The sequence below is a fragment of the Tateyamaria algicola genome (genome assembly GCF_047715485.1).
In the GTDB taxonomy this organism is placed as follows: domain Bacteria; phylum Pseudomonadota; class Alphaproteobacteria; order Rhodobacterales; family Rhodobacteraceae; genus Tateyamaria.
Genome location: NZ_CP180422.1, coordinates 1,893,138 through 1,919,572 on the forward strand (window position 1 = coordinate 1,893,138; position 26,435 = coordinate 1,919,572).

At 57.7% G+C, this 26,435-nt stretch carries 28 protein-coding genes and 1 pseudogene; 16 read left to right on the top strand and 13 right to left on the bottom strand.

Annotated features, from left to right (window positions below; translation table 11 throughout):
- The first annotated feature begins 41 nt into the window (after positions 1 to 41).
- Positions 42 to 973 (top strand): annotated as a pseudogene (locus ACMHLQ_RS11750) (rhodanese-related sulfurtransferase).
- 29 nt (positions 974 to 1,002) lie between these two features.
- Here the strand turns inward: ACMHLQ_RS11750 and ACMHLQ_RS11755 are convergent.
- Entirely contained in the window at positions 1,003 to 2,217 is a 1,215-nt protein-coding gene (locus ACMHLQ_RS11755; RefSeq protein ID WP_415404988.1) for an MFS transporter, read from the bottom strand.
- A 127-nt stretch (positions 2,218 to 2,344) separates the two neighbouring features.
- Here ACMHLQ_RS11755 and ACMHLQ_RS11760 point away from each other — a divergent pair, with 127 nt between their 5' ends.
- The 5 genes from ACMHLQ_RS11760 to ACMHLQ_RS11780 all read left to right on the top strand — a co-directional run bounded on the left by ACMHLQ_RS11760 (position 2,345) and on the right by ACMHLQ_RS11780 (position 8,198).
- A complete protein-coding gene (locus ACMHLQ_RS11760) occupies positions 2,345 to 3,184 on the top strand; it encodes a flagellar motor protein MotB (RefSeq protein WP_415404990.1) in 840 nt (279 codons plus the stop codon).
- 103 nt (positions 3,185 to 3,287) lie between these two features.
- Complete coding sequence (locus ACMHLQ_RS11765; protein WP_415404991.1) at positions 3,288 to 4,592, top strand: flagellar hook protein FlgE; 1,305 nt, start codon at positions 3,288 to 3,290, stop codon at positions 4,590 to 4,592.
- A 44-nt stretch (positions 4,593 to 4,636) separates the two neighbouring features.
- A complete protein-coding gene (flgK, locus tag ACMHLQ_RS11770; protein ID WP_415404992.1) occupies positions 4,637 to 6,091 on the top strand; it encodes a flagellar hook-associated protein FlgK in 1,455 nt (484 codons plus the stop codon).
- A 2-nt stretch (positions 6,092 to 6,093) separates the two neighbouring features.
- On the top strand, positions 6,094 to 7,101 hold the full coding sequence (locus tag ACMHLQ_RS11775; protein WP_415404993.1) for a flagellin: 1,008 nt from the start codon (positions 6,094 to 6,096) through the stop codon (positions 7,099 to 7,101).
- Positions 7,102 to 7,106: 5 nt separating this feature from the next.
- Positions 7,107 to 8,198, top strand: a complete 1,092-nt coding sequence (locus tag ACMHLQ_RS11780) for a flagellar basal body P-ring protein FlgI (RefSeq protein WP_415404994.1) — start codon at positions 7,107 to 7,109, stop codon at positions 8,196 to 8,198.
- 850 nt (positions 8,199 to 9,048) lie between these two features.
- On the opposite strand, the gene fliP is transcribed toward ACMHLQ_RS11780, so the two are convergent.
- From fliP to fliF, 4 genes are read right to left on the bottom strand one after another with little or no spacing between them, the layout of a single operon-like run.
- Positions 9,049 to 9,774, bottom strand: coding sequence for a flagellar type III secretion system pore protein FliP (gene fliP, locus ACMHLQ_RS11785; RefSeq protein ID WP_415404995.1), 726 nt, complete (start codon positions 9,772 to 9,774; stop codon positions 9,049 to 9,051).
- 4 nt (positions 9,775 to 9,778) lie between these two features.
- The gene (locus ACMHLQ_RS11790; protein ID WP_415404996.1) at positions 9,779 to 10,072 is read right to left on the bottom strand and encodes a FliM/FliN family flagellar motor switch protein; all 294 of its coding nucleotides are present in this window, start codon (positions 10,070 to 10,072) and stop codon (positions 9,779 to 9,781) included.
- A complete protein-coding gene (locus tag ACMHLQ_RS11795; RefSeq protein ID WP_415404997.1) occupies positions 10,056 to 10,664 on the bottom strand; it encodes a hypothetical protein in 609 nt (202 codons plus the stop codon). Before ACMHLQ_RS11795 ends, ACMHLQ_RS11790 begins: the two co-directional genes overlap by 17 nt.
- Entirely contained in the window at positions 10,664 to 12,298 is a 1,635-nt protein-coding gene (gene fliF, locus ACMHLQ_RS11800) for a flagellar basal-body MS-ring/collar protein FliF (protein ID WP_415404998.1), read from the bottom strand. Before fliF ends, ACMHLQ_RS11795 begins: the two co-directional genes overlap by 1 nt.
- A 121-nt stretch (positions 12,299 to 12,419) precedes the next feature.
- Between fliF and fliL the strand changes: the two genes are divergently transcribed.
- From fliL to ACMHLQ_RS11850, 10 genes are all read left to right on the top strand, one after another.
- Positions 12,420 to 12,908: a flagellar basal body-associated protein FliL gene (fliL, locus tag ACMHLQ_RS11805; protein ID WP_415404999.1), complete on the top strand. Its 489-nt coding sequence runs from the start codon at positions 12,420 to 12,422 to the stop codon at positions 12,906 to 12,908.
- Positions 12,909 to 12,917: 9 nt separating this feature from the next.
- Positions 12,918 to 13,292, top strand: a complete 375-nt coding sequence (locus ACMHLQ_RS11810; RefSeq protein ID WP_415405000.1) for a hypothetical protein — start codon at positions 12,918 to 12,920, stop codon at positions 13,290 to 13,292.
- Positions 13,292 to 13,897, top strand: coding sequence for a MotE family protein (locus ACMHLQ_RS11815; RefSeq protein WP_415405001.1), 606 nt, complete (start codon positions 13,292 to 13,294; stop codon positions 13,895 to 13,897). The genes ACMHLQ_RS11810 and ACMHLQ_RS11815 overlap by 1 nt, the downstream gene beginning before the upstream one ends.
- A 67-nt stretch (positions 13,898 to 13,964) precedes the next feature.
- On the top strand, positions 13,965 to 14,834 hold the full coding sequence (gene motA / locus ACMHLQ_RS11820; RefSeq protein ID WP_415405002.1) for a flagellar motor stator protein MotA: 870 nt from the start codon (positions 13,965 to 13,967) through the stop codon (positions 14,832 to 14,834).
- On the top strand, positions 14,834 to 17,152 hold the full coding sequence (locus ACMHLQ_RS11825) for a hypothetical protein (RefSeq protein ID WP_415405003.1): 2,319 nt from the start codon (positions 14,834 to 14,836) through the stop codon (positions 17,150 to 17,152). Before motA ends, ACMHLQ_RS11825 begins: the two co-directional genes overlap by 1 nt.
- 71 nt (positions 17,153 to 17,223) lie before the next feature.
- Positions 17,224 to 17,937 (top strand): transglycosylase SLT domain-containing protein, encoded by a 714-nt coding sequence (locus ACMHLQ_RS11830; protein ID WP_415405004.1) that lies wholly within the window; start codon positions 17,224 to 17,226, stop codon positions 17,935 to 17,937.
- Complete coding sequence (gene flhA, locus ACMHLQ_RS11835; RefSeq protein WP_415405005.1) at positions 17,930 to 20,026, top strand: flagellar biosynthesis protein FlhA; 2,097 nt, start codon at positions 17,930 to 17,932, stop codon at positions 20,024 to 20,026. Before ACMHLQ_RS11830 ends, flhA begins: the two co-directional genes overlap by 8 nt.
- A complete protein-coding gene (locus ACMHLQ_RS11840; protein ID WP_415405006.1) occupies positions 20,023 to 20,793 on the top strand; it encodes a flagellar biosynthetic protein FliR in 771 nt (256 codons plus the stop codon). Before flhA ends, ACMHLQ_RS11840 begins: the two co-directional genes overlap by 4 nt.
- On the top strand, positions 20,790 to 21,875 hold the full coding sequence (gene flhB, locus ACMHLQ_RS11845) for a flagellar type III secretion system protein FlhB (RefSeq protein WP_415405007.1): 1,086 nt from the start codon (positions 20,790 to 20,792) through the stop codon (positions 21,873 to 21,875). Before ACMHLQ_RS11840 ends, flhB begins: the two co-directional genes overlap by 4 nt.
- 2 nt (positions 21,876 to 21,877) lie before the next feature.
- Positions 21,878 to 22,279 (top strand): hypothetical protein, encoded by a 402-nt coding sequence (locus ACMHLQ_RS11850; protein ID WP_415405008.1) that lies wholly within the window; start codon positions 21,878 to 21,880, stop codon positions 22,277 to 22,279.
- A 6-nt stretch (positions 22,280 to 22,285) separates the two neighbouring features.
- Here the strand turns inward: ACMHLQ_RS11850 and ACMHLQ_RS11855 are convergent, their stop codons facing one another.
- Genes ACMHLQ_RS11855 through flgC form a run of 8 tightly spaced genes read right to left on the bottom strand, consistent with a single transcriptional unit; the run spans position 22,286 to position 26,434 of the window.
- On the bottom strand, positions 22,286 to 22,771 hold the full coding sequence (locus tag ACMHLQ_RS11855; RefSeq protein WP_415405009.1) for a flagellar basal body-associated FliL family protein: 486 nt from the start codon (positions 22,769 to 22,771) through the stop codon (positions 22,286 to 22,288).
- Positions 22,772 to 22,780: 9 nt separating this feature from the next.
- Positions 22,781 to 23,491, bottom strand: a complete 711-nt coding sequence (flgH, locus tag ACMHLQ_RS11860; protein WP_415405272.1) for a flagellar basal body L-ring protein FlgH — start codon at positions 23,489 to 23,491, stop codon at positions 22,781 to 22,783.
- A gap of 38 nt (positions 23,492 to 23,529) precedes the next feature.
- On the bottom strand, positions 23,530 to 23,943 hold the full coding sequence (gene flgA / locus ACMHLQ_RS11865; protein ID WP_415405010.1) for a flagellar basal body P-ring formation chaperone FlgA: 414 nt from the start codon (positions 23,941 to 23,943) through the stop codon (positions 23,530 to 23,532).
- Positions 23,943 to 24,728, bottom strand: coding sequence for a flagellar basal-body rod protein FlgG (gene flgG, locus ACMHLQ_RS11870; RefSeq protein ID WP_415405011.1), 786 nt, complete (start codon positions 24,726 to 24,728; stop codon positions 23,943 to 23,945). The genes flgA and flgG overlap by 1 nt, the downstream gene beginning before the upstream one ends.
- Positions 24,729 to 24,738: 10 nt before the next feature.
- Positions 24,739 to 25,458 carry a flagellar hook-basal body complex protein gene (locus ACMHLQ_RS11875; RefSeq protein WP_415405012.1) on the bottom strand — a complete coding sequence of 240 codons (720 nt, stop codon included), beginning with the start codon at positions 25,456 to 25,458 and terminating at the stop codon, positions 24,739 to 24,741.
- Position 25,459: 1 nt separating this feature from the next.
- Positions 25,460 to 25,729, bottom strand: a complete 270-nt coding sequence (locus tag ACMHLQ_RS11880) for a flagellar biosynthetic protein FliQ (protein WP_299140038.1) — start codon at positions 25,727 to 25,729, stop codon at positions 25,460 to 25,462.
- Position 25,730: 1 nt separating this feature from the next.
- The gene (gene fliE / locus ACMHLQ_RS11885; RefSeq protein ID WP_415405013.1) at positions 25,731 to 26,015 is read right to left on the bottom strand and encodes a flagellar hook-basal body complex protein FliE; all 285 of its coding nucleotides are present in this window, start codon (positions 26,013 to 26,015) and stop codon (positions 25,731 to 25,733) included.
- A gap of 26 nt (positions 26,016 to 26,041) precedes the next feature.
- Entirely contained in the window at positions 26,042 to 26,434 is a 393-nt protein-coding gene (gene flgC / locus ACMHLQ_RS11890; protein ID WP_415405014.1) for a flagellar basal body rod protein FlgC, read from the bottom strand.
- Position 26,435 lies beyond the last annotated feature (1 nt).

Genomic DNA, 26,435 nt, shown 5'->3' on the forward strand with positions numbered 1-26,435 from the left:
CCCCCTTGCACAAGGGCACCCCCATCGCCTATCTCGCGGCCATGTTCACCATTGCAGCCCTCTATCACTTCACCCGCTTTGACGATCCCGCGGCCCTCAAGGGCCCGCTGGCGCAGCTGTGCTGCACCAATGACGTCAAGGGATCGCTGTTGCTGGCCCCCGAGGGGATCAACGGGACCATTGCGGGACCGCGCGCTGGCATCGACGCGGTGCTGGCCCATATCCGTGCCCTGCCCGGCTGCGCCGATCTGGAGTGGAAGGAAAGCCACAGCCCCACGCCCCCTTCGGCAAGATGAAGGTCCGCCTCAAGCGCGAGATCGTGACCATGGGCCAGCCCAATGTCGACCCCGCCGCGCGCACGGGTCACTATGTCGAGGCCGCAGACTGGAACGAGTTGATCACGCGCGAGGATGTGGCCGTGATCGACACCCGCAACGATTACGAAGTTGCAATCGGCACCTTTGACGGCGCCATCGACCCGAAAACCGCCAGCTTTGGCGAGTTCCCCGCCTGGTGGGAGGAAAACAAGCACCGCTTCCATAACAAGAAGGTGGCGATGTTCTGCACGGGCGGCATCCGCTGCGAGAAATCCACGAACTACCTGTTGGGTCAGGGGGTCGAGGATGTTTATCACCTCAAGGGCGGAATCCTGAAATACCTCGAAGAGGTGCCTGCCAACCGCAGCACATGGCAGGGCGAGTGCTTTGTCTTTGACGGGCGGGTCAGTGTTGGCCACGGGCTCGAGGTTGGCCCGCATCTGCTGTGCCATGCGTGCCGTCGCCCCATCCTGCCTTCGGATCGCGATCACCCTGACTATGAACAGGGCGTGGCCTGCCATCACTGCGCGCACGAGACGTCTGACGCGGACAAGGCCCGCTTTCGCGAGCGGCAGAAGCAAGTGGCTTTGGCGCGGGAGCGTGGCACGGATCACCTGACCGGCCAGATGGTGCCGGACAAGGATCAGCCGCGCTAAGGGCCCATCCGGTCGCGCAGGTGGTCGGCTCAGGCCGGTTGCATCGCCCGGCGCGGACGGCTTCGCATCAATAGCCAGACCATGATCGCGATGTTCAGCCCATTCCACGCAATGCCATTCCAGAATGCCATCTGGTAGCTGCCCGTCACGTCATAGATCCAGCCCGACAGCCAACCGCCCAGCGCCATGCCCATGATCGTCGCCATCAGCACAAAACCGACCCGCGCGCCTGCCTCGCGCGCAGGCATGTACTCCCGCACGATCACCGCATAGCTGGGGACAATACCGCCTTGGCTGAGGCCAAAGATCAGGCTGACCACATAGAGCGAAATCAGCGCATCTGACGGCAGGTAAAGCGCCAAAGCGATGGCTTGCAGAACCGACCCCAGCAGCAGGGTTTTGACCCCACCCAACCGATCTGCCAGCAGGCCCGACACCAGCCGCGACCCGACGCCGCCCAGAAGCATCAGCGATAGCATCTCGGCGCCCACCGCAGGGCCGTATCCCAGATCGACGCAATAGCTCACGATGTGGACCTGCGGCATCGACATCGCCACGCAGCACCCGACCCCGGCCAGACCCAGAAGGCAGGCGAGGGCAAAGGGCGACAAGCCCGCAGAGCGCGCATTGGCGATCGAGGTCGCCTCGGCCATGTCATGCGCGCTTTCGGAGACTTGGCGGCGCAAGGCAAAGGCCAGGGGGATCACCACAACCAGCGTCGACAGCGCCAGTACCATGTAGGCGGCGCGCCATCCATCTTCGGCCAGAATGTCGGCAAGCACGCGGGGCCAGATCGCGCCGGACAGGTAGTTGCCGCTGGCGACGATGGCCATCGCGATGCCGCGCCGCTTCATGAACCAGTGCGAAATGTCGGCGATCAGGGGGCCAAATCCGACCGAGGTGCCGAAACCGATCAACAGTTGCGCCAGCGACAGGGCCAGGATCGACCCGCTTGCCATAGCAAGACCATAACCAGCCGCAATCCCGATGCCGCAGGCCACAAGCACGCGCGTCACGCCCCACCGATCCACCGCGCGGCCCACGGCAAAGTTGCCCACCGCGAACCCGACCATCGTCAGCGTGTAGGGCAGGCTGGCCTCTGCCCGGCCGACGCCGAATTCAGCCTCGACCGCGGGCATGATCACGATGATCGCCCACATGCCGACATTGGCCACCATGGCGATGATCAATGTCAGGACAAGCCGGATCCAGGAATAGGTGCTGTCATGTGCGCTGGCGGTCATGGGTCCATCTGCGCCTGTTCGCCGCCCGGGCGCAAGCCAAGGTTTAGTTCCGGACAATTCTAACTGTTAAGCGCGGGGTAAGACGGCATGGATATACCTGTGCCTGGGTGAAATTGAGGTGTGGGATATGAGCGCGCAAGCCAATGCGCGGCCTATCATCATCAAGCGCAAGAAAGTCATTGGTGGCGGTGGTCATCATGGCGGTGCGTGGAAGGTGGCCTATGCGGACTTCGTGACCGCTATGATGGCTTTCTTCATGTTGATGTGGCTGCTGAATGCAACGACCGAAAAGCAACGCAAGGGGATTGCGGATTACTTCTCGCCGACGATCCCGATCAACCGGGTGTCCGGCGGCGGGGATGGCAGCTTTGGCGGCAACTCGGTCTTTTCCGAAATGACATTGCCACAGAACGGCACCGGCGCGTCGTCGCAGCGCCCCACGGAATCGCAGCAAGCGCGCGGCGAAACGGGGATGTCCGATACGGGCGACATCACGGCTGCGCAGGACGAGGTGTTCGAGTCCCTCGAGGCGAAGCTGATTGGCCACGGCGGTGAATCCAAGGTGATGGACAATGAGCTTCAGCACATCACGACGCGGCTGACGGATGAAGGGCTGGTGATCGAGGTCTTTGCACTGGATGACACGCCGCTGTTCGAGGCTGGGACGGATCGCCCTTCTGCCCTGTTGCGGGATATCGCACGGCTGATCGCCGATTCGGCGCGCACCGTGGAAAACGGAATTGCCATCGGCGGCCATGTAGAGGCGCAGCCCATTGTTCTGGCCCAAAGCACCACGTGGGAGATGTCCATGGATCATGCGACTGTCATGCGTCAGTTGCTGGAACAGTCCGGTGTCGCGCCACGACGGGTCAAGCGCGTGACGGGCCATTCGGATCGTGAACCCGCTGTCAGTAACCCGATGGCGATCCGCAACAACCGGCTCGAGATCGTCTTGCTGCGCGAATAATGCCCCGCCTCGAATAGGTCGGATTTTATATGTTAGTCTGACGTTAAGCAGGCGCGCCTATCTGTTGACCCAATTCGGGTTGATACAGCAGAAAGGCGTGTCCATGACCATCTCTTCGTCGCTCAACGCAGGTGTTGCAGGGCTACAATCGAACGCGACGCGGCTTGCGTCGATTTCAGACAATATCGCGAACTCCTCCACATACGGGTACAAGCGTGTTCAGACGGATTTCCATTCGATGGTGATTTCGTCTTCGGGGTCGGCGTCCTACTCGGCCGGTGGCGTGCGCGCGACCAACTCGCGCCTGATCGACCAAAGCGGGTCATTGGTGTCAACCTCGAACGCCACCGATCTGGCCGTGCGCGGGCGGGGCATGCTGCCGGTCGCACAGGCCACCGATGTCGAAAACGACAACGGAAACAACCAGATGTATCTGACCACGACAGGTTCTTTCCGCACGGATGCGGAAGGGTACCTGCGCTCGGATTCCGGCCTTGTCCTGCTCGGGTGGCCTGCCTTGCCCGATGGAACGGTGCCAACATTCCCGCGTGACACGTCCGCAGGGCTCGAACCGGTCCAGATCAACGTGAACCAGTTTTCCGGCGAGCCGACCACCAAAATGTCGCTGGGGGTGAACCTGCCAGCCACCGACACGGATTCGGGCAGCCCCGGGGAAATCCAGTATCTGTCGGTTGAATACTTCGACAACCTGGGCACGTCGGAAAACATCAATATCAGCTTTACACCCACCGTGCCGGCCAGCGGGTCATCCAATGAATGGACGGTGCAATTGACCGACTCGGCACTTGGGGGTGCGGTGGTTGGCGAATATGTGCTGACCTTCGATGACAGCCGCACGTCCGGCGGCACACTGGCATCTGTTACGACCACCAGCGGCGGGGCCTATGATCCGGCGACGGGCAACATAATCATCAATGCCGAGGGCGGCCCGCTTGAAATCAATATCGGGATGCTGGGCGACAGCGACGGTATCACGCAACTGTCCGACAGCTTTGCGCCGGTCTCCATCTCCAAGGACGGCTCGCCCGTGGGCAACATGACCAATGTGGAAGTGGACGCCAACGGCTTTGTCACGGCGTTCTTCGACACGGGTATCAACCGGACGATCTACCAGATTCCGCTGGTGGATCTGCCAAATCCCAACGGTATGGTTGCGTTGGATCAACAGACCTACCTGCCTTCGCCCGAAAGCGGCAGCTTCTTCCTGTGGGACGCGAGTGACGGTCCAACAGGTGACATCGTGTCTTATGCCCGAGAGGAGTCGGCCGTGGATGTCGCAGGCGAATTGACGGCGATGATTCAGACACAGCGGGCCTATTCCTCCAACGCCAAGGTCATCCAGACAGTGGATGAAATGCTGCAGGAAACCACCAACATCAAACGCTGATCAGCGTGATCGCGTAGCCCACTGACAAAGCGGAAGGCTGTTTCATGTCAATTACAAGTGCACTGAATTCCGCAATGTCCGGGCTGCGCGCCGCCAGCCGCGCCTCCGAGCTTGTTTCAAACAACATCGCAAATGCGAGCACGCCAGGCTATGCGCGGCGCACCCTCTCCATATCCTCGAACATGACTGGAGATTTCGGTGGAGTGCGTATCAACGGTGTGCAACGCCATGTTGATGCGCAGATCATTTCCGATCGGCGCCTGTCCGGTTCGGAGTTCGGCTACCGATCCGCAACCACGAATTACATGAACCGGATCGAGGATCTTGTAGGGACCCCGGACAAGCAAGGGTCACTCTCTGCCCGATTGGCGGATTTTGAAAACAGCCTGATCACCGCTGGCAGTCGCCCTGACGCAATCGAGCGGCTGAGCGCCGCCGCACTCGGTGCGAGCGATTTGGCCAAGTCGATCAACACCGTTGCTGATGGGATACAGGATGCACGATCGGATGCGGACCGAAACATCGCCAGTCAGGTCACGCGGCTTAATGATACGTTGAAGGCTGTCGAAGCGGTCAACGTCAAGATTACAGCAGCGAACGCGCGCAGTGTCGATGTGTCCGGATTGCAGGATCAGCGACAATTGCTGATCGACGAGATATCCGAAATGGTGCCCGTACGGGTCGTTGACCGAGACCACGGAACAGTCGCGCTCTACTCCACAGGCGGTTCGATCCTTTTGGAAGGGCGCGCCTCTGAAATCGGATTTGAACCGGCCAACCTGGTCACCCCCTACATGTCGGTGGGTGACGGCACTTTGTCCGGGCTCACCATCAACGGATACCAGGTAAACACGTCGTCCGCGTCGGGCCGGTTACACGGTGGCACACTGGGAGCCCAATTCGAAATCCGCGATGAACTGGCACCCGAAGCGCAAACACAGATCGACGCGCTTGCGCGCGATCTGATCGAGCGTTTTGAGAGCGCCTCAGTCGATCCATCGCTGAACCCTGGCGATCCTGGACTGTTCACTGACGAAGGTGCGGCATTGGATGCAACCCAAGAACTTGGCCTCGCCAATCGACTGGAACTGAACGCACTGGTCGACCCCAACCAAGGCGGAGAAAGCTGGCGCATGCGCGATGGTCTGGGGGCATCCACGCCGGGCAACGCCGGCGACGCGACATTGCTGAACGCCTTGGCGGATGCACTGACAGATCAGCGTGTGCCAAACTCCGGCGCCTTTGGTCCGGCTGCATTTTCTGCAACTGATCTGACGGCCAGCCTGTCGTCACAGCTTGGTTCGGATCGCTTACGCGAAGACCAAATGCTCAGCTTTGCATCCACACAATTCTACGAGCTGACGCAACTTGAATTGGCGGGTGGCGTCGACACGGATGTCGAATTGCAAAACCTGATGGTCATTGAGCAGGCCTATGCAGCCAACGCCCGCGTGATCGAAACTGTCGATCAGATGTTCGACACCTTGATGAGGATCTGAAGATGAGCAGCTTTTCACTCGGCGACTTGGCGCAGACCTTCATGCTGCAACGGCGCGGCGCGGCCCTCAAGGCCGAGATGACACGCCTGAATGAAGAACTGGCCACGGGGCAGGTCAGTGACATCAAGTCTGTTCTTGCAGGTAATGTCAGCTATCTGACGGACATCGAAAGCGATCTCAAAACGCTCTCGGGCTTTCGCGTCGCGACGACCGAGGCCAAGCAGTTCGCCGACGGTGTCCAGATTTCTCTGGAGCGTGTGGATGCCAGCGTCGCGACGGTGGGCGCGGCCTTGATTTCCGTGTCGTCGAGCGGTGTCGGACCGGTCATTGATCAGATGTCGCAAGATGCCGAAACTGAACTGGCGGCCATTGTCAGCACCTTGAATGCAAGCAGTGGCGGGCGATCCCTGTTTGCTGGCAACGCATCGGATCAAAGCCCCTTGGCAGGTGCAGATGTGATCCTGGCTGGTTTGCGGGCCGCGACCGCCGGCGCACTTACCCCTGAGGACATCGTCGCCGCCGCTGATCAATGGTTCGACGATCCCGCAGGTTTTTCAGCAACGGCGTATGGAGGGTCGGACAATGACATCGCTCCATTCCGGCTCGGCAATGGGGAGAGTGTGTCTGTTCAGTTGACCGCAGATGACAAGGTGTTTCGCGACATTCTGAAAAACGTGGCCATTGCGGCCATCGCCAGCGACTCCAGTTTCGGGCTCAGCGCAGAAGCGCGACGAGACTTGTTTCAGGACACTGGCGCAGAGGTGTTCAGAGCGCAGGCCGACTTGACCGCGACCCGCGCGAATGTCGGCTCGGCACAAGCCAGGATCGATGAGTTGGAGACGCGCAACGCAACCGAAGAAACCGCCTTGCTCTACGCAAAGGGCGCTTTGTTGCAAGCCGATCCCTATGAAACCGCTACCGAACTGGAGGCAGTCCAATTTCAATTACAAAGCCTGTACACCGTCACCGCACGCATGTCCGATCTCACCTTTGTGAATTTCATCCGATGAGGTTGATGGGCGCCTGTTTGGTAGCATTCCTGCTTGCGCAGGCGGCCATTGCGGGCCCCGTACGTATCAAGGACCTCGTCGAGTTTGACGGGGTGCGGGGGAACGACCTCGTTGGTTACGGACTTGTTGTTGGTTTGGATGGAACGGGTGATGGGTTGCGCAACGCGCCCTTCACCGAAGACATCATGACCAACATACTCGAGCGGCTTGGCGTCAATGTCACGGGAGAGCAGTTCAGGCCCAAGAACGTGGCAGCCGTGTTTGTGACCGCAACTCTCCCGGCCTTTGCCCGGGCGGGATCACAGATTGACGTGACGGTGTCAGCTATCGGCGACGCAAAGAGCCTGTTGGGTGGTACGTTGATCATGACACCTTTGAACGCAGCGGACGGTGAGATCTATGCTGTGTCGCAAGGCACGATTATTGCGGGTGGCGCCGTCGCAGAGGGTGATGGCGCGCGTGTTACGCAAGGTGTCCCGACGGCCGGTGTGATTCCGTCCGGCGCTCGAGTCGAGAGGGAAATCGATTTCGAATTGAGCAGCCTGACAGACATGCGACTTGCATTGAGGGAGGCCGACTTTACAACGGCTGCTCGGATCGAAACCGCCATAAATGAAGATTTCGGGCGGCGCGTTGCGACTATGCTTGACTCCGGAACCGTTAGTTTGAACGTCCCGCAAACACGTATGCGATCCGTTGCACACGCCTTGGGGAGAATTGAAAACATCTCGGTCGAGCCTGAGCGTAAAGCGCGTGTCGTGGTCGACCAACGCTCCGGTACGATTGTTATGGGGGACGACGTGCGCATCTCGCGCGTTGCGGTCTCGCAGGGCAATCTCACCCTCAGGATCCAGGAACAGCCTCTGGCGGTGCAACCAAATCCGTTCGCGGAAGGCGCCACAGTCGTTGTCCCGCGCACGACGGTGGACCTTCAAGACGAAGATGGCACAGGCCTGGCGGAAGTGCCCGAAGGGGCATCCCTGTCAGAGGTAATCGCAGGGCTCAACGCTTTGGGTGTCGCGCCGCGGGACATGATCGACATTTTAAAAAGCATCAAGGCTGCGGGCGCACTCCATGCGGAGTTTGTGGTGCGTTGATCGTTTGGCCGTGTGATGCTCCGCACAGACATCGCACATTCTCAGGTAAAGTTTGAACTGCACCGATAGCATGTTGGGCGGAATGTAGGCCGGTTTTGACCGTTCGCTTCGGTGCGTCTGCGCCCGAGCGGACTAGAGACGGGACCTTTTTTGATTGGTGCGAAAACGATGGTCGAGTGGCGTCACCTACATCAAGACCCAAGCGGGTAGGCTATACTTGTGCATCGTCATCGACCTGCGCCCGCACCGTGTCGTTGGACTCCTCCCGGCAGATGTACTTCCTGCTTCGCTTGCCGGGCTATGGGATCGGCCTGATCCCGCATGACAATGGGCCTGGCGTCCCAAGCGCTGCTGACGGCTAAATTGCGACGCTAGCCCACTAGCGAAGCTAAGGTAGACTCTGATCGAGGGCCATAGTTCACCAGAAAAGGTAGTGGCCGTTGATCCCTCGCTACCATGAGCCAGAGCCAAGTATCAGCCGACGCAAGAGTTGCCCTGACAATACTGTTGCCTGCAGCTCCTTTCGGCTCTCCAACGAGACTGGATCAGGCCCCTGGCAGGGTCGACCTCCGATGACACGCGAAGGGCTGTCTTGGAGTGCATCGCGCTGTTCAGTAACCAATGCTTTAAGCCAAGAACAACGGCCTGCTGTTGCCTATTGAATTCGAAGCCATACAGCAAACACGGGACACCGCGGGTGTCTGGAAAACCCGGGGCCTCAAACGCTCCCTATGTGCGCCACCTTCTATGGCGGAGTTAACCTCGAAAACATAGAAGGCATTGTTCACACAAGCACCGATAGTCGTGACACAGTTTAAGAAGAAGATCAGCTCGGGGATGCCGCTGGACGTCAGAAGTAACTGCGAACAAGACTGCCGGCAATCAAGCTCCATCCGTCGGCGACAACGAAGAAGGCGAGCTTGAATGGCAAGGAAACAATAGCGGGCGGCACCATCATCATACCCATGCTCATCAGCACGGCCGCCGCCACAAGATCGATGATCAGGAAGGGCAGAAATATCAGGAAGCCGATTTGAAATGCGCGCGAAATTTCGGACAGCAGGAAACTGGGAATCATCACAGACAATGGTGCGTCTGGGCTCAACTCCAACCCTTGTGTATCCGGTCGAAGATCCGCCATTGCGGCAAATGTGTCGCCGTCCAATCGGGCCGTCATGAAAATGCGGAAAGGTTCGAGCGTGCGGACAAACGCGACATCAGGGTCGATCTGTTCATTGGTGAGCGGCTGCAAGCCGTTTGTCCACGCCTCCATGAAAACCGGCTCCATCACGAAGTAGGTCAGGAACAGCGCAAGGCTCACGATCAACATATTGGGCGGGGATTGCTGCAACCCGATGGCTTGCCGCAAGATCGACAATACGGTCACGAGGAATGGAAAGCAGGTCACCATGATCGCCAAGCCTGGGGCAAGGCTCAGCACCGTTATCAGTGCAATGAGCTGCAATGTGCGCGCGCTCAGTGATCCCTCATCCCCAAACGATATGGCGACGTCTTGCGCCCAGACCTGCGTGGGCAGCAGGCAGACCACTGCCAGCAGGATCAAACGCCATTGCATGGGTTTAGACGGTTGCTTCGAGGTCAAGAATTTCTGTCAGCCGCACGACCAGTTGACCGTCATCGCTGCCTTCGGCCTCTTCCAGCGTGCCGCGTGCAATCAACTTGTCTCCGACAAACAAGTCGACCGGATCGTCTATACGCTTGTCCAGTGTGAGGACTGCATTGGAACCCAGCATAACCAGATCGCGAACCAGCGGGCGCGCGCGCCCGACCGAGACCGTGATTTCAATTGGAACGGCCGTGAAGGGATTGTGCGTATCTGAGGCCAGTGTCTGTGTATTAGGCAGGTCTGTCATCGGGCACCTCTGACGTTTGGGTTTGGAAGTAGGCAGTGACGGCCGACCGTATGTCTGTGACGACCTTGTCGAGATTGAGTTCGGTTTCTGCTTCACCCAGGCGAAGGACGACCTGCGCCGGCGACATCAACGGATCGACGATCAGGATAAAGGGCGATTGCACTTCACCTGCAAGAATACCGCGCACAGCGTCCTCAGCCTCGGGCGCAATGGCGATTTCGATGGGCCGGTCCAGAGCTTCGCGCGACATTGAGGTGATCTGTTCGCGGATGTGCGCTCCAAGGCTTACCTTGGCAATTGTCGGCAGAACCGTATCCACAACCTGCTCCAAAATGCTTTGAACAGACCCGTTCAGCGAGGCGCGGAGTTCATGGTACTCGAATGAAGCGGCTTGCAGGCTGGCGGCAAGTCCGCTCGACACGTGCGTCAGCGTGTCAGCCTGCGCCTTGACTGCATCGTCCCAGCCCGCTTGATAACCATTCTCGAAGGCTTCAAGTTTCAGGTCTTCTATTTCTTCATCACCCCTGGACGGAGCCGGGGCCTTTGCAGGCTTCAGTGTGCCAAAGTCCTCGAACAGGTGCGCCGCCGACATCACGCACGCTCCTCAGTGTCTTCCAGCCAACTGCGCAAGATTTCGACAGTTTCTTCCTGACGATCGCCGATCATCGCGCGTAGCCGGTCCACCGGATCAGCCGGTATCGCTGGGGCGTCATCTGACCCACCGAAGTTCAGAGACGGGAGATTTGGCAACTCGTCTGAGTCCGAAGCGAATTGCATATCAGCGAAGCCGTCAGTTACATCCGCAACTTCGCCTGTCAAAGCAGGTGTTTGCGCCAAGTCTTGGCCGAGGTCTGCGGGTGGAAGGCTGATTGGCAACCCTTGTTCAGATGACGGACGGGACAGGACCGGACGCACAACGAACAACCCCAGAACCAATGCAACGATCGCTAGAATCGCCATCTGTATCGCGGACATCACATCCACTTCAAAGAGATCCATGAGGGAGGATTGCGCCTCCGTCCCGGCTGGCGCGACTGACTGCAAGGCCATGGATTTGATGGTGATGATGTCGCCCCGGCTTTCGTCAAACCCAACCGCAGATGCCACAAGTTCGCGCAATGCCTCCAACTCGGTTTCGGAGCGTGTCGCGTTGCTTTCGCCTTCGGATGGGTCCGCGACGACCTCGTTGACCAGAACAGCAACCGTAACGCGTTTGACAGCTCCGGCAGCGCGCACAACCGCACGCTCGGTTTCTGAAACCTCGTAATTGATCCGCTCGCGCGTTTCCGAGTTTTGTGACGACGCGCTGTCGCCGCCTGCACCGTCACCGTCCGGCAGATTTGAGGCGACTGTGACGTCGCCATTGCCAGCTTCGTTCGAATTGCTCGTGCGTTCTTCGGTATCTGTGCTGATGACCACGCGGCTTTCGGGATCGAACCGGCGTTCCCGGATTTCCTCTGTTTCCGTCACAGTATCCACACTGACCTCGACAATCGCGTTGCCGTAGCCAACCCGCGCTTCCAACAGGCGCTCGACGCGCTCGCGCAACATCTGCGCCTTGTCATCCGCACCGGCGCTGGGCACGGAGTCTTCGGCCGCACCGACAATAGATCCATTGGCATCAATGACCGCGACATCGTCCGGCGACAGGCCAGCCACGGCGGAAGCAACGAGGAACCGAATGGATTTGGCCTGCGCTGCGGTCAGACCGGACCCATTGGGAGTCACCGACACCGAGGCCGTCGGGGTCACGCTGCGTTGGAATGGGTTCGAACCGGTCGAGGCGATGTGCACGCGGGCCATGCTGATATGCGGGCTGGACACGATTGTACGAGCCAGTTCCCCTTCTTTCGCGCGCCAATATGCGGCGTCAAACATCTGCGACGTGGTGCCAAAGCCAGATAGAGTATCCAGCAATTCATACCCCCGGCTGCTGTTTGCGGGCAGCCCTTCGCTTGCCAGGGTCATGCGCAATTGGTCGCGGTCCTTGGCGTCCACGAAAATAGAGCCGCCCCGGACTTCAAATGCGACGCCGCGCTGTTCAAGGGACCGCACAACCTCACCTGCGGCACCATTTTCCAGGCCTGCGTACAACAACGTCATCGATGGTGCCGTGGCGATTCGGGACATGGCGAGCACCGCAAGGAAAACGGCCACGGTCGCTGCAACAACCGTTATTTGCCGCCGAACATCCAAACCCATCCAAACATTCAGTAATTGCTGCACAATTGCCTCCGTCCTGTCGCACGTTCTGCGCGACGTTGACCAAGCAATGACCGATCGGCCTTAACAATCGGTTAGTTGATCTGTGGCAATAGTCATTTTGACATCAGCAGATGGATCGAAAATGACCGATGCAGTGGCAGAAGCCCCACCCGAGGCTGCAAAGACCTCGAAAATGCCTTTGGTACTTGGCCTTGTCGCCGCCCTGTTGGGGGGTGGCGGAGGCTTTTATGCTGCGTTTTCCGGTATGATCCTCGCGCCTGATTCTGTTGAACACGAACCTGGCAGCGTTGATGCACCTGATGCATTGCCAGACGTGGCATTCGTGTCAGTCGACCCGATGATCGTGTCCCTCAGCCCGGCGGCCCAGGGTCGCCATCTTCGGTTTCGCGCGCAATTGGAAGTCCCGTCGAAGTATGCATCTGACGTCGAGTCAGTGCTGCCAAGGGTTGTCGATGTCTTGAACGGGTATCTGCGCGCGCTTGAGACTCGCGATATCGAAAGTGCTTCTGCTTTGACGCGCCTGCGCGCGCAGATGCTGCGACGTGTTCAGATCGTGACGGGCCCGGGCCGCGTCAACGACCTGCTGATTATGGAATTCGTGCTGAACTGAAGGTGAGATATGGATTTGATTGCTGATATCCTTTTGGCGGCTGGCGCGATCGGGGCCGGTTTCTATTGTTTTGTGCTTGGGCGGCGTCTCAATCGTTTCAACAACCTCGAAAAGGGTGTTGGCGGGGCGGTGGCCGTCTTGTCCGCCCAAGTCGATGACTTGACCAAGATGCTGGCCGCTGCACAGAAAACAGCAGCCTCATCCGCAGAAACGCTTGGCGACCTGACCCAGCGCGCCGAGCAGACTTCAAAACAGTTGGAGCTGCAAATGGCGTCGCTGCACGATGTCCCAGCCGCCAATCACCAACCACCACCAACCAATCCGCAAACCCCGATGCCCCCAAGCGAACCTGTGTTCACACGACGCAGTGCGGGGGGCCGGTAATGGGTAAAGTTCGCAAGAGAAACAGAGGGTTGGCCGCACGCGGATCGGTATTGCTGATCGCTTCCCTTTTGATTGGTTCGGCGGGTATTCGGGTTGCAATAGGTGCGGGCAGCGCGATTGCGGACGGGCAGCTTGGTCAACAATTCGTTCTGCCCATGGGCACTCAGCCGATGGAAAAGGAGCCGAGCCCAGACAGGCCACAAATCAAGTCACTTCTGGAAGCTCTCCAAAAGCGCGAGGCAAGGGTATCTCGTATCGAAGCTGAGCTGGACATGCGCGCGAAGGCGCTCGATGTCGCTCAAGTTGAGATCGAACGGCGGCTTGACGCGTTGGAGCAGGCGGAGCAGCGGCTTGGTGCGACGCTGGCCCATGCTGAAACGGCTGCAGAAGACGATGTTGCACGCCTGACGACTGTCTACGAGAACATGAAGCCAAAAGATGCCGCGGCCTTGTTCGGCGCAATGGAACCTGAATTCGCCGCTGGCTTTTTGGCCCGTATGCGCCCGGATGTGGCAGCCAAGGTGATGTCCGGCCTTGAGCCTCAAGCCGCCTACTCCATCAGCGCAATTCTGGCAGGACGAAACGCACGCGCACCAAAAAGCTGATCCTCTCACAGGCTTTGTTAACCGCTATCTGAGAAGGTGCACGCAACGCTATTGAGGGAGTCTTAATATGGTCGGCATCATCGGGATCGTTACCATCTTTGTCATGGTGTTCGGCGGCTATCTTGCTGCCGGTGGCAAAATGGGGATCATTCTAAAGTCCCTTCCTTTTGAAATGACGATGATCTTGGGTGCCGCAATCGGTGCCTTCTTGATCAGCAATTCGATTGCAGAGGTCAAACATACCATCAAGGACTTGGGCAAAGTCTTCAAAGGGCCGAAATGGTTGCATGAAGACTATAAGGATCTATTGTGCCTTTTGTTTGAGCTCATTCGTTTGGCGCGGCAAAACCCGGTCGCAATCGAAGAGCATATTGAAGATCCGGAAAACTCGTCGATCTTCTCGCGATATCCCAAAATCGTCGCGGACAAAGAAGCGACAGCTTTGATCAGTGACACGATGCGATCTGCGTCAATGAATTATGATGATCCGCACCAGGTCGAAGAGGTGCTGGAAAAGCGTATGGACGCCAATATGCACCACGCTTTGCACTCAAGCCACGCATTGCAAACTGTCGCGGACGGATTGCCAGCGCTTGGCATTGTCGCCGCGGTTCTCGGCGTTATCAAGACGATGGCATCAATCGACCAACCTCCTGAAATTCTGGGTAAACTGATCGGTGGCGCCCTTGTTGGAACATTCCTTGGCGTGTTCCTGGCCTATGGTTTGGTGGGCCCGTTTGCGTCCAAGGTCAAAGCCGTCGTTGAGCAGGATGGACATTTTTATCAGCTCATTCGCGAAGTACTGGTCGCCAATCTTCACAATCATGCGACCAACATCTGCATTGAAGTCGGTCGTCAAAACACACCTTCGCATTGCCGTCCCTCCTTTTCCGAGCTGGAAGAGGCGTTGAAAGCCGTAAAACAGAGTGCTGCTTGATGCTTCGTTATCTTGCATTGGTTTTGGTTGTCCTTCCCGGGGCAGTCTGGTCGCAGACAATCAATGTTCGCTCAGGAGCGCATGAGGGGTTTGCAAGACTGGTCCTTGACGCGCGTCCGGGCACACAATGGGATATTGAAAACTTGGAGCGTGGCGCGCGATTAACCATACCAGGCCACACATCCGGCTTCGATACGTCTCGCGTTTTCGACAAGATAGACAGAAGCTTTGTCTCGTCCGTCTCAGCGGACGAAACCAGCATCACCCTTGAATTTGCGTGTGACTGCGTCACCGACGTCTTTTCCGAGGGCCCGCGCATGATCGTGATCGATGTGTCGGTAGAACCTCAAACAACAGCGGCGACGACGGTCGATCCCGACGTCGATCTGGCCTTGAGATTTGTTGGCTCTCAAGAGTTGCGGTTCGAAGCGTCGACTTCTGAATCCGCCCGACCGTTTTCAGTCATCTCTCAATCGACCACTGAGAAAGATGCCATTTCTGTTTCTGATTTTGAGCAGCAGACGGTTGAAAGTCAGACGCCATCAAACATCCTGTTAGATGATTCAAATACAGCTCGCCTGCAACAAACCCAGCAAAACCTGTTGGAGGGTATCAGTAGAGCCGCAACTCGCGGCATTCTGAAGCACTCGAACCAAAATGTTGAATTGCCAACTATCAGGCAGAAGCCACAAGTTGATGTCAGTATATTCGACTCATCAGCGACTCCGGCTCTCCCTCAGAATATCGAGACTGCAATTGGCGGAAATCTTAGGGTTACCACTAGTTCGGATATTCCCAGTACTGGTGACGACGACTTTCTGACTTCGACCACGCTTGGCGTGCGCTGTATCGATCCAGCATTGGTTGCTGTGCAGGATTGGCAGGCAGATACAGGCTTTGTTCGTAAAATTGCGACCTTACGATCAACACTTTTTTCTGAATTCGATAGGCTGGACGAAAACACCGCAATTGAATTGGCAAGGACATATTTACATTATGGTTTTGGCGCTGAAGCTGAACAGGTTCTGTTTATCAATACGGACTTGGCTCAATCCAACAAGCCATTGATTGGACTGGCGCGGATCATGGAATATGGTCACAGTCTGAACGCCGACTATCTCAGCAATTTTGTGGATTGTGATACAGACGTTGCGCTTTGGGCAATTCTGGCAATGGAGTCGATAGACCCATCTCGCACGATCAACACGAAAGCTGCATTGCGCGCACTTAGCGCGCTACCGATGCACCTACGCAGCTTCATCGCACCGGAACTCAGCCGCAGGATTTTGGAGTACGGGGATGAGACAGGCGCAGCCGCGGCTCTGCGCAGTTTGGAAAGGACTGCGGTTCCGCTCACACCTGACGCCAACCTCGCCAAGGCTGACCTCGAGATGTCTCAAGGTGCCGTCGATCAGGCGCAACAGCGTTTGGCCGATGTTGTCACGTCCAACGCGGAACAGTCAGCCGAGGCTCTCGTGAAGTTTGTCGAATCTCATTTGGACGCTGACGACGAGATTGATGCGGATGTTGCAACTTTGGTTGAAGCTTACGCGATCGAGATGCGCGATGATCCGATTGGTGCTGATTTGCGAAAGGCGCACGTCGTGGCCCTTGGTAAATCCGGTCAATTCTCTGCCGCTTTCGATGCTTTGTCGCGCGTTCGCGCCAGGGATGCCGACGCACAGGATGGTACACTTCGAAGCCTGATTCTCGAGACGCTTACCAAGAAGGCAGATGACGCCGAATTTCTGGATCATGCATTTGAGCAAATGGTCACTGCACCTGAAACAATTTCTCCAAAAGTCAGATTTCATCTGGCACAGCGGCTGTCAGCGTTGGGTTTCCCTGAGCAGGCGGAAACTATTCTGACAACGTCACCTCAACCCGTTGGCACATCGGAGGTTAGGTTGCTCAAAGCTCAAATTTCGTTGGATTTGGCGAGGCCGCAGGAGGCGCTGGCGCACCTGTATGGGCTGAACATGGAAGAGGCTGATCGGTTGAGAGCGACCGCAAAAACTCAAATAGGTGATTTCGATGCAGCCCATTCGATTTTTTCCGAGGCTGGAGATAGGGAAGGCGCACAGCGCACAGCATGGCTGGCGCGTAACTGGTCAGAATTGATGGAAGAGGAAGCGCCGGTTTTCGGGGCGGTATCACGTGTTGCTAAGAACGAGTTGGAGGATCCGCTCGAGCTTGATGGTATGCTGAGCCGAGCAGCGGCTGCGATATCGGAAAGCGCAGATGCGCGGGAAATCATTGAAAATCTGTTGCAGTCAGAAGCCCTTGGTGAGGGATCAGGCGAAGGATTTGTAAACTGAGTTTCGGTTACGAAATTTAAAGGCACAGGCACGTATCGTTGCTTCGTCACAGAACGTGATGAGGACAAAACGTGAAAATACGTATCTGCACTTTTGGCAAGTTTGCGCGCTGTTCAGCCGTGGCTTTGGCCATTACTTTCCTTGTTTCACTTACATCAGCGTCTGCAACACCGGATCAAGTGTGTGACAGCGCTGCTCTGGCGGCGTCAGAAGAAACCAAGGTGCCGCTCGACGTTTTGCGAACGATCACACGAACGGAAACAGGTTTGCTTCGGCTTGGAAGGTTGCAGCCCTGGCCATGGACTGTGAATATAGAGGGTGAAGGCCATTGGTTTCAGACCGAGGCAGAAGCCCAAGCGTTTGTTTTCGAACACTTCAAACGAGGTATCCGCAGCTTTGATATCGGCTGCTTTCAAATCAACTATAGATGGCACAGTCAGGCATTCAGATCGATTGAAGAGATGTTTGATCCGGCTGCAAATGCGGTTTACGCAGCCCGGTTCTTGTCAAAGCTCCATGCCGAATTTGGAGCATGGACGTCGGCCGCAGGCGCCTATCACTCACGAACACCCAAATACGCCCGAACATACAAGACCCGCTTCGCAGAGGTTCATGCCGGACTGCCACCCATGCATGTCGGTGCGCGCACTGCGACAACACAACAGACGAATGTCTTGTCGGTTTTTCACCGATTGCACACGTCCAAGCAACGCGGTTCGCTCGTTCCATTGAGCCTCGATCCCCACGGTTCACTCTTTCCAAGCGAGGGTGCTGCGAATGGATAGGCGACAAACCAGCCTGAGCGCGAGCGCGTTCTTCAACCCGACCGTTCTCTTGGCCGTCGCATTGATGGCCATCATTGTCATGATGATCCTGCCGATGCCTCCTTGGGTGCTCGACGTCGGGCTGGCCGCCTCGTTCGCGCTGGCCATTCTGATCTTTACGATCACGCTTTTTATCGAACGGCCTTTGGATTTCTCGGCTTTCCCGACCATCCTTTTGGCATCCTTGATGCTGCGGCTCTCACTGAACGTGTCATCCACCAAACTGATAATCGGCCAGGGGCACACGGGCACACACGCCGCCGGTGATGTCATCCAGGGGTTTGCGCAATTCATCATGGGCGGCAGCGTTTTTTTGGGGCTGGTGGTGTTTTGCGTGCTCTTGATCGTGAATTTCATGGTGATCACCAAGGGTGCGACGCGGATGGCCGAGGTTGGCGCGCGATTTGCCCTTGACGGGATGCCCGGCAAACAGCTTGCCATTGACAGCGACATGTCCGCTGGCGCCATCACCCATCAGGAAGCCAAATCGCGCCGCGAACTTGAGCAGGCCGAGACAACCTTCTTTGGATCGCTGGACGGCGCGTCGAAATTTGTCAAAGGCGACGCAGTTGCGGGATTGCTGATTACGCTGCTCAACCTTGTCGCTGGTTTGATCATGGGTATCGTCGTCCATGGCATGCCATTAGGCGATGCATTTGAGACATATTCAATTTTGACCGTCGGCGACGGTTTGGTGTCGCAAATCCCGGCCGTAGTGATCTCGATCGCCTCCGCTCTTTTGCTCGCGCGGGGTGGCGCCAAGGGTGCAACCGACTTGGCAGTCTTCAGCCAACTCGGCAAACACCCGGCGGCGCTGGCGACAGTCGCGGTTTTGATGGCGATGCTTGGCCTGTTTCCCGGGTTGCCCTTTGCCCCATTTATGTTTGGCGGGATCGGCCTGGCAACGGCCGCGTTTTTCATCCGAAAGAGGGTGAAGGCCGAGGAAACGGACCTTCCAGAGGTGTTGGAACCAGATACGGGCCCGGCTGAAAAGTCGCTCGGGGATGTTCTTGAACTGGATGACATCCATGTTGAGTTCGCGCCGGACCTGGTGAACATGGTATTGGATCCAGGAACCGGTCTGGACGCACGCATCGCCAATATGCGCACGCATGTGGCTTCGGTCTTTGGGTTGATCCTGCCGGAAATCCGGCTTACCGACAATGCAGGGCTCGATACCGGCGTCTATGTTCTGCGCATCCAGGGCGTGGAACAGGCAAGAGGTACGTTGAACGCAACCGATATCCTCGCACTTACACCGGACGACAGTACAAACCTGCCCGCCGGGCAGGACACGACGGAACCGGTTTACGGCGCGCCGGCCCGTTGGATTGCACGCAGTGATCAGGAGACTGCGGCGCTCTCCGGCCTCACGATGGTGACTCCGAACGAGATTCTTGCGACGCACTTGCTGGAAGTTGTGAAACGCAATTTCAGCCGTCTGCTGACACTCAAATCTCTGCGGCGCCTGCTCAATGAGATGACAAACATCACGGATCCAGCGCGCGCCGAAGCAAATCGCAAGATGTTGGACGAGCTGATCCCCGACAAGGTGCCAATTGATGTGTTGCACGCCGTGCTGCGTTTGCTGTTGGACGAACAGGTGTCCATCAGGAATTTGCCACTCATTCTTGAGGCGACGGCCGAAGCGCGCGGGGTAAATGCCCAGCCAGAAGCCATCTGCGAACATGTGCGTCAAAGGCTGGGTTTCCAACTGGTTGCCGAGATGCGCCGGGCCGACGGAAGCCTGCCCTTGGTGCAACTGGCACCGGAGTGGGAGGATACGTTTGCCAGCTACCAAGTCGATGCAGAGCGGGGCCTGGATGTCGCGCTTCCCCCTGACTTGTTCAATCGGCTGGCAGACAACATGTCCGAAAAACTCCACGATGTCGGAGAGCAAGGTGTTTATCCGGCCGTCGTGACCAACACGCGACGACGCAGGTTTGTAAAAACGCTGATGCGCGCCAAGGGGATATCAAACCCGGTTCTGTCATTCGAGGAAATCGGCATCGATGCGCGCCCAGCCCTTGTCGGTGTTGTGGCGGCGTGACGGCGGCGGGTGAGTTCCTGAGCCTCATGCAAGGCCAGCTGTGGTTGGGGTTCATCGTCTTTCTGCGCGTCGCGGCCACCGTTTCCCTGTTGCCGGGTTTTGGCGAACAGTCCGTGCCGATGCGCATCAAACTCGCGATCGCACTGGCATTTACTCTGATTGTTGCACCTGCACTCACTGTTGATCCGCCACCCTCTTCAGTCGGCACATTGGCTCGGCTTGTCCTCACCGAAACTCTTGCAGGTGTCCTGCTTGGGTTGGGTGTCCGGCTGTTCATTCTTGCCCTTCAGACCGCTGGTGCGATCGCAGCACAATCCACATCGCTGTCACAAATCCTTGGCGGCGCTGCAATAGAACCGCTGCCTGCGATGGGCTACGTTCTGACCGTTGGCGCGGTCGCCCTCGCCGTCATGGCCGGGCTGCACGTCAAAGCCGCGCAGCTCTTGATCCACTCCTATGTGCTTTTGCCGATGGGATTCTTTTCCGGTGGCGGCGATGTGGCCGATTGGGGCCTCGCGCAAGTGGCGCATGCCTTTGAACTGGCCTTTGTTCTGGCCGCACCCTTCGTCGTGATGTCGGTGCTGTACAACCTTGCACTTGGCGTCATCAACAAGGCCATGCCGCAACTGATGGTCGCCTTTGTCGGCGCGCCGGTGATCACACTTGGTGGGCTGTTCCTCTTGTTTCTGGCTGCACCCACAATGCTTGGCATCTGGTTGTCTGCATTGGACGGGTTCATGGCAGATCCTTTCGGGGCACAACCATGAGCGGAGAGAGCGATGATACCGACAAGTCATTTGATCCGACGCCGCAAAAACTCCTGGAGGCGCGGAAAAAGGGCGAGATTGCCCGTTCGGTTGATCTGCAAACAGCCGCTGGTTACGCGGGCCTGACAATCGCGTTCATGGCCCTGGGCGCGCAGGCTGTGATGTCTTTCGGCACGCAGATGCAGGTGCTGCTCGACCAAGCGGCGGAACTGTCGGATGTCATGTTCTCCGGTTCGCCTTCTGCGATCATGGGGGGCGTCCTGTGGCAAGCCACACTTTCACTCTTGCCGATTTTCGTGCTTCCCGGTCTGGCCGTACTCGGCGCGATTCTGGCACAACGCGCCTTCGTTGTTGCGCCATCCAAGCTGGAACCCAAGCTTTCCCGTATCTCCATATTGCAGAATGCAAAGCAAAAATTCGGACGCGGAGGATTCTTCGAGTTTGGCAAAAGCTTCGTGAAGCTTATGATTTACTCGACCGTGCTGGCCCTGTTTCTGAACGCCCGCCTGCCAGAGATGGTGTCAGTCATGCACAGCGCACCCGGCATTGTCGTGATGCTCTTGGCCGAGCTTTGCATCGCGTTCCTGCTGGTGGTCGTGCTCGTTTCAGCCGCACTTGGGGCCATTGATGCCGTCTGGCAGCATCAAGAACACATCCGCAAGAACCGGATGTCGCGCAAGGACATCATGGACGAAAACAAGAATTCTGAAGGCGACCCGCATCTCAAGCAGGAACGCCGCGCACGGGCGCAGGCCATCGCCGCCCAGCAAATGATGGCGGATGTACCGACGGCCGATGTCATCATTGTGAACCCGACCCATTATGCTGTCGCGCTGCAATGGGCACGGAGTGAAGGCACGGCGCCTGTCTGCGTTGCCAAAGGGGTCGATGAGATTGCGTTGCGCATCCGCGAGATTGCGACGGAAGCCGCCGTACCAATTCATAGTGACCCACCAGCGGCCCGTGCATTGCACGCCACAACAGAAATCGGTGCCGAGATCGCACCCGAACATTATCAGGCTGTTGCCGCCGCCATCCGCTTTGCCGACAACCTGCGCGACCGCGCACGCAAGGGCCTTTGACCATGGACCTCGATCAACTCAAGGCTTTGTCGTCGCTGAAATACCAGCAAAGCCAGCAGACACTTGCAAAGATCACCGCCAGGGAAGCGGAGCTGCGCGCCGAACTTGACCGCATGCGGAGCCTGGTGGTCGAAACACAGTCACAGCCGCCCGAACATGCGCAGATGCGCGCGATCGGGGCAGACGTGATCTGGCTGACATGGGTTGGACAGGTGCAGAAACAACTGAACATCGCGCTGGCCCAGGTCCTGGCGCAAAAGGAAAGGCATATGGCGTCTCACAAAGAGGTCCATGGCAAGAAACTGGTCGCCGACCAACTGGCCGCCGACCACGCCGCCGAGCGTAAAAAAGAGATGCAGGAAAAGAGATTGCAGACCGCAATCGACGGGACGCTGATGCGCTAACTGCCGTCAATAATCCTGACGCGCGATTTCTATGATCAACACATCCGTGATCCCGTCGCCCATGTCTTTCTGGGCGACCTCGCGCAAGGCGCCACGCAGCACGGCAAGATTGTTTGCGTTGGTAAACGCACCGTCAAAGCCGCCCACATTGGCGTGATCAAACAACACCTGCAGGAAGGAATCGCGCAACTTGGGCTCTCGCGAGTAAATCGCATCCTTCGCCCCGGCGGGGACTTCGACGCTCAGCGACATCACAACCAAGCCCTCGACGGCGTCACCCTTGACGATCGGCACAACAAACTGATTGCTCATCTTGACGTATTCGCGATCAAGATTTGGCCCCGCATCTTCGTTGCTCGACTCGACTTTCACCTTTTCGGCGTCGGCCGACATTTCGGGTTCGACAGGGGCGGGACGCAGAAAGATACCTGCGCCCACGCCCGCGCCTGCGCCAACGAGTAGCAGTACCAAAGGCAGCAATTTCTTGATCATGTGATCCTCCTAAAACGGCAAGACTACGTCCAGAATTTGCTGTCCGACGCGGGGTTGCTGAACATCTGTAATTTGCCCACGCCCGCCATAGGACACCCGGGCAGAGGCGATCTTGTCATAAGTGATTTCGTTCTGGCGCGAGATGTCTTCGGGCCGGACATATCCGGAAACCAGCAACTCCCGCATTTCGAAATTCACCCGCAGTTCTTGCGAGCCGGCAATCGACAACACACCGTTCGGCAAGACATCCACGACAGTGGCCGCTACGCGCAAGGTCAACTTCTCCTTCCGCTTGACGGATCCGTCACCGCTGGAACTGCTGTTGGAATTGATGGAGACCAAATCCGAACTCGACGCCCCATCCGGCAGCTTTTCATCCAGACGCTGCGGCAAGCCCGCCAGTTGCGGAATGCCAAGCGACTCCGAACCGCTGCGCGAGCGATCGGACTCATTGGATATCTCGGCCTTTTCGTCAATCTCGATGACAACGGTCATTATGTCACCCTGATTGACCGCCCGTCGATCACCAAGAAGCGAACCACGTTGCCCGCTCCAAAGTGATGCTTGCGTCAAGGCCGTTGGCTCCTCGATGACAGCAGGAAGAGCTGTGGTGATCATGGCCGAATGCTCACGTGTTTCCAACGGGTTGGAGAAAGATGGAGCCTTGCCGATATGATCACCGCGCCCACATGCAGACACTGCGACGCATATTGAAAGCATCAGGAGAATGGGTCGTGTTTTACCAAGAGTGCCGTCTGTCATTGGGTCACCTTTACTGAGCCATCCGCCTGCACAAACCCAAAAAGGGTCGCACGCGAACTGAGGTTCATGATGCGCACGCGGTCGCCGATGCCGCCACGTTCGAGCGCGCGTCCTTCGGTACTGATGGCCAAACCGCTGGCTGTGAAGTGGATCGCAACAATCTGGTTGCGATTGATGAGTGCTGGCGGCCCGATCCCCTCGAACGGGATTGGACGCCCCGCATAAAGTGCGATCCGCGCCTCTTGGCCTGCGACATCGGAGATACGGTCGAACATGCCAGGCTGAACACCGCCCTGAACGGTCAGGTCAGCCGTTGTGATCAGCGTCCCTGGGCGTAGCGTGCGTGTGGGTGTGACAACGTCAGCAACAGCCGCGGGCGCGCAGAAAACAAAGGCGATAAACCACCGCATCAGCGAATCTGCGTCATGGCACCCATCATCTGATCAGCGGCAGAAATGACTTTGGAATTCATTTCGTACCCCCGCTGAGCAGCGATAAGGTCGGTGATTTCACGCACAGCATCAACGGAACTGTCTTCGAGATAGCCCTGGCGCAACGTCCCCAGACCATCGAGGCCGGGGGTCGAGACAATAGGCGGACCCGACGCTTCGGTCTCGACAAAGAGGTTGCTGCCCAGCGCTTCGAGACCCTTGGCATTGGTGAATCCGGTCAGGTTGAATTGCCCGATCAACTGACCCGCGGCTTCTTCGGCAAAATAGGCATACACCTCGCCATCCCCGTTGATCGAAATGGTGCGCGCATCTGCGGGGATCACGATTTCGGGGGCAACCGGATAGCCATCTGACGTGACAATCAGCCCTTCGCCAGTACGCTTCAATCCGCCGTCTCGCGTATAGGCGGTTTGACCGGAAGGCAGCGTAACCTCAAGGTATCCGCCCCCATCGATAGCCACGTCCAGATCGCCACCCGTCGCGGCCAACGACCCTTGGGCCAAGTGTATAGATACGGCGGCCGGGCGCACGCCCAGTCCCAGTTGGACGCCGGTCGGCAACACTGTCCCATCCGATGCGTTTATGGCACCGGGGCGGGTCATTTGCTGATAGTGCAGATCGGCAAATTCGGCGCGACGGGCGTTGTACCCCGTCGTGCTCATGTTCGCGAGGTTGTTGGAGATCGTCTCAACCCGCATTTGCTGTGCAAGCATCCCCGTGGCCGCAATTTTGAGAGCGCGCATCAGTGTCTCCTTATTGAGATTTCAACATGGCATCCATCGCACGACGGACACGTTCATCTTCGGAGTCGAGAAAGCTCTGGCCCATTTCGTAGGCCCGCTGGACTTCAATCATCCGCGCCAGTTGCCCAATCGGGTCAACGTTCGAACTCTCAACAAAACCTTGCATGACCCGCGCAATATCTGACGGCTCAAATCCGTCTTCTGCGCGAAACATCACCCCGTTCTCACGGATCATGCCAAGTGTACCGGTTGGCTGAACCAATCCGATTTGACCGACCAGGGCACCGTCGGCACTCATCGTACCATCGGGCGATACCGTGATCGTGCGTGCGTCCGGCGGGACAAAAACAGGCGCGCCACCCGCATCGAGAACACGGTAACCGTCATTCGTGACGAGGTCCCCCTCGCCATTCGGAGTAAAACTGCCGGCGCGCGTCAACCGCTCGCCCTGCGGCGTTTCGATCAGAAAGTACCCCTCCCCCTCGATCGCAAAATCAAACGTGCCACCTGTCTGGTTCAAGGCTCCTTGTTCAAAGGATGTCTTGCGCACGTTCCCGTGGCCCATGGACAAGGAAGCACCGCCACGAATTCCACTTACATATTCGGAAAACACCACGCCTTCCTGCCGGAACCCTGTGGTTGCGCTGTTGGCGATGTTGTTCGCAACAACCTGCATTTCGCGCATGAGGCCCGATTGCCGTGTCAAAGTGATGTAGCCAGTGCTGTCCAACTTAACCTCCGATAATCAGGGGAATGATGCGGTCATGAAAAAACGACACCATGGTCTGGGTCATGAACCCCATCGACATCCAGAACACGACCATGATGGCCGCAAGTTTGGGCACGAATGTCAGCGTCATCTCCTGGATAGAGGTCAGAGCCTGCACCAGACCAATCGACACGCCCGCCACAAGGGCGACTGTCAAAATGGGGATGGATACGATGACCGCCACCCACAGACCTTGCCGCATCGTGTCGAAAAAGATGACCTCGTTCAGCATCTTAAACAGGCATCCGCAGGATTTCCTGATAGGCTTCGACCACCTTGTTCCGGACAGTCACCGCAGTTTCGACGGCAAGTTCTGTTTGCGCCAGGGCCTGCACAAGTGCATGCGGGTCCGCGTCACCAACCATCGCCTGCTGCGCCACCTGTTCGCCTTGTGCGAGCGTTTCGGCGAAGTCCATGGCCATACGCCCGAACATGCTGTCACCTGAGGCATCACTGGGCTGTGTTGCCGGACGGGATGCGGTGTAATTCTGTACTGCGGACAGGGCTGCTGTATCCATTCTGGATCTCCTTTTTTGTGCGACGCTTAACGGCGCAACAATTGCATCAGACCGGACGACATTTGCCGGGCCTGCTCGAACATTTTGAGGTTTGCTTCATAACTGCGCTGTGCTTCGCGCGCGTCCGCGAGCTCGATCAGCAGGTCGACATTCGAACCATCATAGTGCCCGCTGTCGTCCGCCATCGGGTGCGATGGATCGAACACACGCTCAAGCGGGCGATCGTCCAGCGACACACGCCCAACTTCGACATTCGAAACTCCACTACCTGCGGCAAACGCAGTCTGAAACGGGATGGTTTTTCGCCGATATCCCGGCGTGTCCGCGTTGGAGATGTTTTCGGACAAGTGCCGCAGGCGCGACGATTGCGCCTGCAACCCGCTGGTCGAAACCGACAACGCTTTGGAAAATTCACTCATG

What these genes read in the sequence shown, in the direction of transcription:
- ACMHLQ_RS11755 (WP_415404988.1), bottom strand. Translation starts at nt 2,217, where the DNA reads ATGACCGCCAGCGCACATGACAGCACCTATTCCTGGATCCGGCTTGTC.
- ACMHLQ_RS11760 (WP_415404990.1), top strand. Translation starts at nt 2,345, where the DNA reads ATGAGCGCGCAAGCCAATGCGCGGCCTATCATCATCAAGCGCAAGAAA.
- ACMHLQ_RS11765 (WP_415404991.1), top strand. Translation starts at nt 3,288, where the DNA reads ATGACCATCTCTTCGTCGCTCAACGCAGGTGTTGCAGGGCTACAATCG.
- flgK (WP_415404992.1), top strand. Translation starts at nt 4,637, where the DNA reads ATGTCAATTACAAGTGCACTGAATTCCGCAATGTCCGGGCTGCGCGCC.
- ACMHLQ_RS11775 (WP_415404993.1), top strand. Translation starts at nt 6,094, where the DNA reads ATGAGCAGCTTTTCACTCGGCGACTTGGCGCAGACCTTCATGCTGCAA.
- ACMHLQ_RS11780 (WP_415404994.1), top strand. Translation starts at nt 7,107, where the DNA reads ATGGGCGCCTGTTTGGTAGCATTCCTGCTTGCGCAGGCGGCCATTGCG.
- fliP (WP_415404995.1), bottom strand. Translation starts at nt 9,774, where the DNA reads ATGCAATGGCGTTTGATCCTGCTGGCAGTGGTCTGCCTGCTGCCCACG.
- ACMHLQ_RS11790 (WP_415404996.1), bottom strand. Translation starts at nt 10,072, where the DNA reads ATGACAGACCTGCCTAATACACAGACACTGGCCTCAGATACGCACAAT.
- ACMHLQ_RS11795 (WP_415404997.1), bottom strand. Translation starts at nt 10,664, where the DNA reads ATGTCGGCGGCGCACCTGTTCGAGGACTTTGGCACACTGAAGCCTGCA.
- fliL (WP_415404999.1), top strand. Translation starts at nt 12,420, where the DNA reads ATGACCGATGCAGTGGCAGAAGCCCCACCCGAGGCTGCAAAGACCTCG.
- ACMHLQ_RS11810 (WP_415405000.1), top strand. Translation starts at nt 12,918, where the DNA reads ATGGATTTGATTGCTGATATCCTTTTGGCGGCTGGCGCGATCGGGGCC.
- ACMHLQ_RS11815 (WP_415405001.1), top strand. Translation starts at nt 13,292, where the DNA reads ATGGGTAAAGTTCGCAAGAGAAACAGAGGGTTGGCCGCACGCGGATCG.
- motA (WP_415405002.1), top strand. Translation starts at nt 13,965, where the DNA reads ATGGTCGGCATCATCGGGATCGTTACCATCTTTGTCATGGTGTTCGGC.
- ACMHLQ_RS11825 (WP_415405003.1), top strand. Translation starts at nt 14,834, where the DNA reads ATGCTTCGTTATCTTGCATTGGTTTTGGTTGTCCTTCCCGGGGCAGTC.
- flhA (WP_415405005.1), top strand. Translation starts at nt 17,930, where the DNA reads ATGGATAGGCGACAAACCAGCCTGAGCGCGAGCGCGTTCTTCAACCCG.
- flhB (WP_415405007.1), top strand. Translation starts at nt 20,790, where the DNA reads ATGAGCGGAGAGAGCGATGATACCGACAAGTCATTTGATCCGACGCCG.
- ACMHLQ_RS11850 (WP_415405008.1), top strand. Translation starts at nt 21,878, where the DNA reads ATGGACCTCGATCAACTCAAGGCTTTGTCGTCGCTGAAATACCAGCAA.
- ACMHLQ_RS11855 (WP_415405009.1), bottom strand. Translation starts at nt 22,771, where the DNA reads ATGATCAAGAAATTGCTGCCTTTGGTACTGCTACTCGTTGGCGCAGGC.
- flgH (WP_415405272.1), bottom strand. Translation starts at nt 23,491, where the DNA reads ATGCTTTCAATATGCGTCGCAGTGTCTGCATGTGGGCGCGGTGATCAT.
- flgA (WP_415405010.1), bottom strand. Translation starts at nt 23,943, where the DNA reads ATGCGGTGGTTTATCGCCTTTGTTTTCTGCGCGCCCGCGGCTGTTGCT.
- flgG (WP_415405011.1), bottom strand. Translation starts at nt 24,728, where the DNA reads ATGCGCGCTCTCAAAATTGCGGCCACGGGGATGCTTGCACAGCAAATG.
- ACMHLQ_RS11880 (WP_299140038.1), bottom strand. Translation starts at nt 25,729, where the DNA reads ATGCTGAACGAGGTCATCTTTTTCGACACGATGCGGCAAGGTCTGTGG.
- fliE (WP_415405013.1), bottom strand. Translation starts at nt 26,015, where the DNA reads ATGGATACAGCAGCCCTGTCCGCAGTACAGAATTACACCGCATCCCGT.
- flgC (WP_415405014.1), bottom strand. Translation starts at nt 26,434, where the DNA reads ATGAGTGAATTTTCCAAAGCGTTGTCGGTTTCGACCAGCGGGTTGCAG.